General features: G+C 61.9%; 4 protein-coding genes, 2 pseudogenes and 1 other annotated feature. Of the genes and pseudogenes, 3 read left to right on the top strand and 3 right to left on the bottom strand.

Features of this window, described 5'->3' with window-relative positions; translation table 11 throughout:
- A pseudogene (locus tag ON21_RS31065) lies at positions 1-200 on the top strand (IS5/IS1182 family transposase); the annotation flags it as partial.
- Positions 201-348: 148 nt separating this feature from the next.
- Positions 349-1,491, top strand: a complete 1,143-nt coding sequence (locus ON21_RS31060; RefSeq protein ID WP_083880996.1) for an SMP-30/gluconolactonase/LRE family protein — start codon at positions 349-351, stop codon at positions 1,489-1,491.
- Between the two features lie 367 nt (positions 1,492-1,858).
- On the opposite strand, the gene ON21_RS31055 is transcribed toward ON21_RS31060, so the two are convergent.
- Entirely contained in the window at positions 1,859-4,564 is a 2,706-nt protein-coding gene (locus ON21_RS31055) for an AAA family ATPase (protein ID WP_157171056.1), read from the bottom strand.
- 732 nt (positions 4,565-5,296) lie between these two features.
- Here ON21_RS31055 and ON21_RS37595 point away from each other — a divergent pair.
- Complete coding sequence (locus ON21_RS37595) at positions 5,297-5,557, top strand: tetratricopeptide repeat protein (protein ID WP_218004172.1); 261 nt, start codon at positions 5,297-5,299, stop codon at positions 5,555-5,557.
- Here ON21_RS37595 and ON21_RS31050 read toward each other — a convergent pair.
- Positions 5,524-6,767 (bottom strand): IS3 family transposase gene (locus tag ON21_RS31050; RefSeq protein WP_086006510.1). Its coding sequence is split into 2 segments (ribosomal slippage): positions 5,524-6,479 and positions 6,479-6,767, totalling 1,245 coding nucleotides; the frame shifts between segments, so codons are not numbered across the junction. The two genes, ON21_RS37595 and ON21_RS31050, sit on opposite strands and share 34 nt — an antisense overlap.
- Positions 6,352-6,480 (bottom strand) — a sequence feature (AL1L pseudoknot). (Overlaps the previous gene by 129 nt.)
- A 60-nt stretch (positions 6,768-6,827) precedes the next feature.
- Positions 6,828-7,142, bottom strand: a pseudogene (locus ON21_RS37590) (transposase); the annotation flags it as partial.

Genomic DNA, 7,142 nt, shown 5'->3' with positions numbered 1-7,142 from the left:
TCACCGGCTACATCGCACGCCGAGGCACCCGCGACAAAGTCACCGCCGGCCGCTGGATCGTCGAGCAAACCTTCGCCCTGCTGCACCAGTACCGTCGACTGGCCATTCGATGGGAACGACGCACCGACATCCACCACGGATTCCTCGACCTCGCCGCCGCCCTGATCTGCTGGCGACGACTCAGCAACCGAACTCGATAGGAGCTCTAGGTAGGTAGGTGGTCGCACAAAAATGGGCTCGCTACTGATGTGAGACCTGCTACCTAGTCTGCGAACATGACCAAAGCCTACGCTGCAACACAATCAGCCGCGGGTCTTCATTGCCAGTTTCAACTCGCCGAGAGAGTCCATGAGATCACTTCTGCATGCTCAAGCCAACCGCAGACGCCTCACCTACAGGTTACTGCTGATATCCACAGCGACGATCGTCACCGCCGTCATGCCGTCGGCGATCGCCGACGCTGCGCCACGGAACTTGCTGGATGTCGCCTTGTTCGCTCAAGTACCCACCCCAGGCCATCCGGAAGGTATCGCCATCCGTCCCGATGACAATAAAGTCTTTGTGGGCACCCACATGGACGTCAACGGCGTGACCACTGAACCATCGCATGTGTTCGCATTCAATCCTAACGGCACCCTTGACCGTGATTACGTGATCCAAGGCCAGAATGTGAACCATGCCGGCCTGGTGGGGATGGCCCTCGACGGTAACGGATCCCTGTACGTTCTCGACCGCGATCCCGCCCGCATCATCAAGCTCGACCCACGCACCGGTGCACAAACGACCTACGCCACATTCGCCGACGTGCCGCCCTGCTCCGATACGATCAAGAAGAACTGCTCGGCCACCGTCCAGGACCAGCCAGCATTCCCCGACTATTTGGTTTTCGCTCCCGACGGTACTCTCTATGTCGCCGATATCAGCCAGGCCCTTATCTGGCGTGTGCCCCGTGGCGGCGGCGCGGCCGAAGTATGGTTCACCTCCCCACAGCTTGAGAGTGTGTTCGGCCCGAACGGAATCCAATTCACCGATGACGGACACACACTGATGTTCGCGCAAACACTACACAACATCACCGACCCGAATGATCTTTTCAAGGGACACGGCCGCCTCTACACACTGCCCGTACAGAATGACGGAAGCCCTGGCGATCTCAAGTTGTTCTGGGAAGGCGTTACCGGCGAGGCGCCAGACGGCTTCGCAATCGGCCGCTCCGGAAAAGTATACGTAGCACTCGCCCTCGGCAACGCATTAATGGCGCTCGCCCCTGACGGCCATGAATTGGGACGCACCACCGCCACGCAGGTCCAGGGTGCACAGTCGAATCAACAACCGGCACCTCCTTTCGATACTCCTGCCAGCGTCGCCATCATGGACAACCGGGCTCTCGTCACAAATCAAGCATTCTTCGGTGGCCCGGCCGATCATCAAGTCGTACTCGACGTCTACATAGGAGAAAACGCAAAGCCGCTGTTCCTACCGAAATTCTAATCACTCGAGCGGATGCCCCGGAGGACACCACGACCTCCGGGCTCCGGCACGCCCTGTGACTGGTACCAGTGGTGCCGCAGCATCTGCTCTATGAACCTTCGGCACGCGCCGATGCTCGACCCGCTTACACCAACTCCGCCACCGGCCACAAGAGCCTGTGCATAGCCCAGCTCTACGTCGAACTAGGCTTGGGGGCACAGTGTGAACCGTCACCGTTTCCCGGGTTCGGAGGATCAGTGAATGGTAGTTCTGCATCGTCACCCCGTTCGATCCGCGCTACCGGCGAATTCCATTGGGAAGCTCTTCACCTGCCGTGTATTCAAGAATCTCACTGTGGATCTTTCCGGCATCTCAGGGGGAGCTTATGTTACCGCCGTACGCGTGGTAGTTCGCTGATTCGGGGCGACCGCTTGGCTGCTTCCGTGCGGATCTGGCTGATCTGGCTTTTTGGAACGAGTTTGATGATGTCTTGCCGTGAAGTGATTACAAGCTTATGAAAGATCGCCGCCATTTGTGCGTCGATGGTTCTGACGGAGTTGCCTCGACGGGCCGCTATCGCAGTATTCGTCCATCCTGCTGCAGCCAAGGTCGCGACCGCGCGTTCTGCTGTCGAGAGTTCTTCCCACTGCGATGGGGCGTTCTTTCTGGCGGGGTGGTCGATTGGCATCTTCTCGATGGACAACGTACCCAGCGCCAGCCGCTGCACCTCGCCTAGTTCGGGACGCAGTAGGGTGCCCTGCCGGTAGGCGGAGGTGTACTCCGCGTGGCCCAGCACCCTCCGGCAAACCTCGCTAGCCTTTTCCGTTTCGGCCGCGAGTAAAGCAAGATCACCGAAATCGATACCCGGCCCAGCGCGCACCACTGCGGCTCCCCCGGCCAGTTGAGCGGTCTCCGTTGCCAGCACCCTGAGTTCAGCTGGGTCCGAGCTTCCGGTAGCGATCGGATCAGTAAGGAGCTGCGCCAAGCCCCAGTGCCGAATATGCAGCGCGAAAGATACGCCCCATTGGTCACGCGCGGCAACCTGGAACGCGAGCGCCGAGCGACCGAGGGCCAGCGCCTCGGCAGGATCACCATGTTTGGTCAACGCGATCGCCCGGGCCAACTCGGCCCATGCCTTCGCCCACCCGGCACCGGACCTGGTGGCGTGATCGAGGTGACGCCCGGTGATCTCGAGGGCCTGCTGTGGCGTCCCCAGGGACCCGGCGGCCACTGCCTGGTAGAACTCGCTTCTGCCCTCGCCACCGCGATTGTCGAAGGTGCCGAACTTTTCGCGAGCCCGACCGAACACGGCAATGGCCGTCGGGTCGCGACGAGCCAACATCAGTATCGTGCCCCACAGGAATTCAACACTCGCGGGCAGACCGATATCGGTTTCCGGGTTCTGTCGCCAATTCCGTACCCCCTCCGTCTCGGCGATGGAATTGATCACACATTCGTCGAGTATCCGATCGGCGTCGTCGGTCTTGCCCTGCAGCACGGAAAGCCACCCGAGCATGGTCATGGCCGCGGTTTGGAGTTCGGTTGGTTGCGAAGCCAGGGTGCGGGTCGCCTGCAGGGTGCGTTCGGTCCATTGGCGTATCTCTCGAGGTGAGCCTTTGATAATGGGCAGGGCGACCAGCCCGGCTGAGATTTCCAAACCGAGTTCCGGCTCGCCGGAACGCAGGCTCGACTCGATGGCGGTGATGATATTGTCCCAGGCCGTCCGAGCACCCCAGTTCTCTTCGCCGGGGCTGAACCATTTGACCTGCGCTTTTACGACTTTGTCCCGGTAGTATCGACGGTGACGACGTTCGAGCCGCCCTGGCTCGTCAATCTCGCTAGTGGAGCGTTCTCTCAGTCGCTGCGCGGCGAAGACTCGGATACTTTCCAACAGGGAATATCGCACCGTCGCCGCTGTCTTGTGAGCTGTCACCAGCGACTGATCGACCAGTCCTTCGAGTAATCCCTCGATCTCGTCTCGCACTAGGTGTACGACCGTGTCTCCGTCAGCTAGAGGGTCCCCGCTTTGGATCGATGCCACGTCGTCGGCGCACACCGTCTCGATGGCCTCGAGGCCGGCACCAACATCCGGCACGGAGCCGGTATCGTCCTCGGGGTTGGTGTCGTAGCCTGCGGCGAAGGCTGACATCCGATCCAAGAGCAGCTGTTCCTTCTCCGTGCACAGGTCGTAGGACCAGGCAATGACATCGGGAACGCTCTGGTGGCGTGGTTCGGCTCCCACCCGCGGTCCTTGAGACCAACGCATCCGTTTGTCGGTGGCCTCCCCAGTCAATTCTTGAGCGATGAGCGCCAATGGTTGACGCAGCAACCGTGCGGCCGCCAACCGAATATACAGCGGATTGTTGTGCACGTGACGGCAAACCAGGTTCGCCATCTCAACCTGATCGGGCGTGGTTACGGAATTACCGGTGAGCTCGGCGCGCTGCCGGAACAAGGTAAGTGCCTGCTGCTGTGACAATGGAGCAACAACAACAACAACAACCTCGTCGGCCCACCCTATCGGATGGCGGCTGGTCGCCAGGATCGTCAAACCCGGCACCGCTTCGATCAACTCCGCGATCAACTGTCCGGCAGCGGCCAGCACATGCTCGCAGTTGTCCATAACCAGCACGGTCTGCAGGTTCCGCCCTACCGCGTCGGTAATCGTCAACGTATCGACCAACGCATTCCAGGTCGATTGTTGCGTGGAATCGGGATCAACGACCGATCGCGTGACTTCATACTCGACCGCAGCCATGTCGGCGCCTCGGGCCAACCGCGCCAACCGCGCCAAGTAGACCGGCCTGTTCGTTGCTGTACTAAATCGGCGCACAGCTTCGGCGGCAAGGCGTGTCTTCCCAATCCCGCCCGGGCCGACCAAGGAGATCATTCGAGCGGAACCCAGTAGTAAGGTCGCAATCTTGTCCAACTCCGGACCACGACCAACAAACTGATCCGTAGCCGACACCGGATATCCTCGTCGTTCACGGCCGATGGCCATCATGCCATTCGAGCTTACTGCCAACCGCAGCGCAGCACCCATGCGATTGGTCAACTGGCGGGTGACCGGCGTCTGCGGTTCGATCCAGGCCAAGCGATGGCCCCGTCGCCCGCAACGGGTTTGTACTCCAGTGCGCCACCTATCTAAACGGGTTTGTACTGCATGCGCCGCCTGGCCACATCCCAGACCACGGACATAGCGCCAGTTGTATCCGCGATCCTGACCCGGCAAGCAACTTGCTGCGCGAGGAGCGCCGCCGGACGGCCAGGTCGGCAACTGACGACCCGCCCCGAGCGCGGCGAGCAACCAATTTCGGCCGACGACCGCGCGGAGTTGGTGCGGTTGCGGGCAAAAATCGCCGAGGAGGCTAGGTTCTGTCTCGAACATGGTGATGGGGTGAGGTCTCCGGTGTTTCGGGTTAGCGACCAAGCAAATATGAATAGTGCCGTAGGACTTCCCAATGGAGTTGTCAAGCCGGGCAGGCTTCCGCTGTGTTGGGTGGGTTCGGTTGGTGGAGCCGGTTGTCGCGGATGAGTGCCCAGACGACGTTGACGCCTCCCGGTCAAGAAAAGGGGCGTCGAACAGGGCGTTCGCCCGATAGACGGTGTCGAGCTCGGCGTCGGTGACCGGTTCGGCCAGCCACCGATAATAGGGCTGACGTGCCAGTTTCAGCACCCGGCACGCACGTCACCGTGACGGGGATCCCGTCCTCGGCCAGCTCGCGGACGAGCGGGTAGATCATTTTCCGCCGAAGAGGCGGTCACTCTGTACCGGCGGCTGGCCGAGGCCAGCCCCGCGGCCTTCCTGTCGGCCTTGGCTGGCTCGTTGAACAACCTGGGTACCCAGTTGTTCGAGGTCGGGCGTGGTGCCGACGCGCTGGCTCCCACCGAGGAAGCGGTCGCCCTGTACCGGCGGCTGGCCGAGGCCAGCCCCGCGGCCTTCCTGTCGGCCTTGGCTGGCTCGTTGAACAACCTCGGCACCGCGCTGTCAGAGACCGGGCGCCGTGCCGACGCGCTGGCTGAACCGTCACGGGTAGGAGACCGGCTTCGGTTTCAGACCAGCGCCGGTCGGCGTGGTGGTTGTTGAGCGTAGTAGGCGGCTTCGTATTCGGCCGGGGTCAGGTAGTCCAGGCGGGAATGCAGGCGGGCGTTGTTGTACCAGTCGCACCATTCCATGAGCGCGAACTCGACCTCGGTGAGAGTCTTGAACGGGCCGTGCCGGTTGATCACCTCGGTCTTGAACAGGCCGATGATCGACTCTGCCAGAGCGTTGTCGTAGGCATCGCCGACCGATCCGACCGAAGCCGACAAGCCCTGCAAGGCAAGCGATTCAGTGAACTTCACCGATACGTATTGACTGCCTGCGTCGGTATGGAATATCAGTCCGGGCTCGACCGGGTGTCCGTAGTGCTCGCGCCGCCACACGGCCATGTTGAGAGCTTTGGACACCAACGCGGTCGTCTTCGTGGCCGCGGCGGTCCAGCCGACGATCGCGCGGGAGTAGGCATCGAACACGAACGCCACGTAGGCCCATCCAGACCACGTCGAGACATAGGTGAAGTCCGCGACCCACACCAGGTTCGGAGCTGCGGCGGTGAAGTCGCGGTTGAGCTTGTCGGTGGCGCGCACGCCGTCCTTGGCCGGGATGGTGGTGCGATGCTTGCGACCCCGCACGACACCGTTGAGCCCGAGTTCACGCATGATCCGGTCGACGGTGCAGAACGCCACGTCATGGCCCTGGCGACGCAGATAGCGGGTCATCTTGCGGCGCCCGTACATCTGCTCCGGCCTGCCTTGCAGGTCCCGCAGGGCGTTCTCCACGTAGGCATCGGCGATATCGCGGGCAGAGGGCGGCCGACGGCGGGCCTTGCGGTAGGTCCTCGGCGCGATCTGCACTCCGTGCGCGCGCAACGCACGACAGATCGACTCGACACCGTAGACCCGACGGTATTCATCAATGAACCCGACGATCACCGGTGTCGCGGGTCGAGTTCCCGCGCGAAGAAAGCCGACGCTAGCTTCAGGATCTCGTTGGCTTGCTTGAGATCTCGGACCTCTCTGCGCAGCTTCGCCAACTCCTCACGCTCGGCCGAAGACAGGCCTGGACCGGCTTGCCCGCCCGGCCGCGCCCCCTCGGCCAGAGCCTTCTTGATCCAGATCCGCAGCGTCTCGAAATGGACATCGACCAACGGCGCGAGAGCTTGGGCAGCAGCATACGGAGTCCCGTACTCATCGAGACGCTCGAGAGCCAGACGCACAGCCTTCTCACGAACCTCGGGCGGGTAACGCTTCGACATGATGGCGACCATCTTCCTCTAGGAAGAAGCGGCCCCAAACCCGTGATACCTCTGTATTTGTCAAGCCGGGTCTGGATGGTCGGTGAGTGGGGTTGCGGCTGTGCGTCTTTCGTCTCGGATCATGGTTCGCCAGCACAGGTCGGCCAGGCGTCGTTTGAGGCACCGTCTGGCTTCTTTCGGTGACTTTCCCTGTGATCTTCTTCTCGTAATAGACGCGGCCACGGCTCCCGCGCATGCGGATCTGGATCATGGCGATCGTGTGCAGAGCCGAGTTGAGTTCCCGATCGCCGTAGCGAGACAAGCGGTGGCGCACCGAGTCGGCGCTGGCGATCTCGACCGGCGCGACTCCTGTGTAGTTGGCATACGCTGCTGCGG

Origin of the sequence: Nocardia araoensis NBRC 100135, assembly GCF_000308435.1 — a bacterium.
Lineage (GTDB): Bacteria > Actinomycetota > Actinomycetes > Mycobacteriales > Mycobacteriaceae > Nocardia > Nocardia araoensis.
Note: the sequence above shows the minus strand (reverse complement) of the source record. Positions and strands in the feature narration are given on the sequence as shown.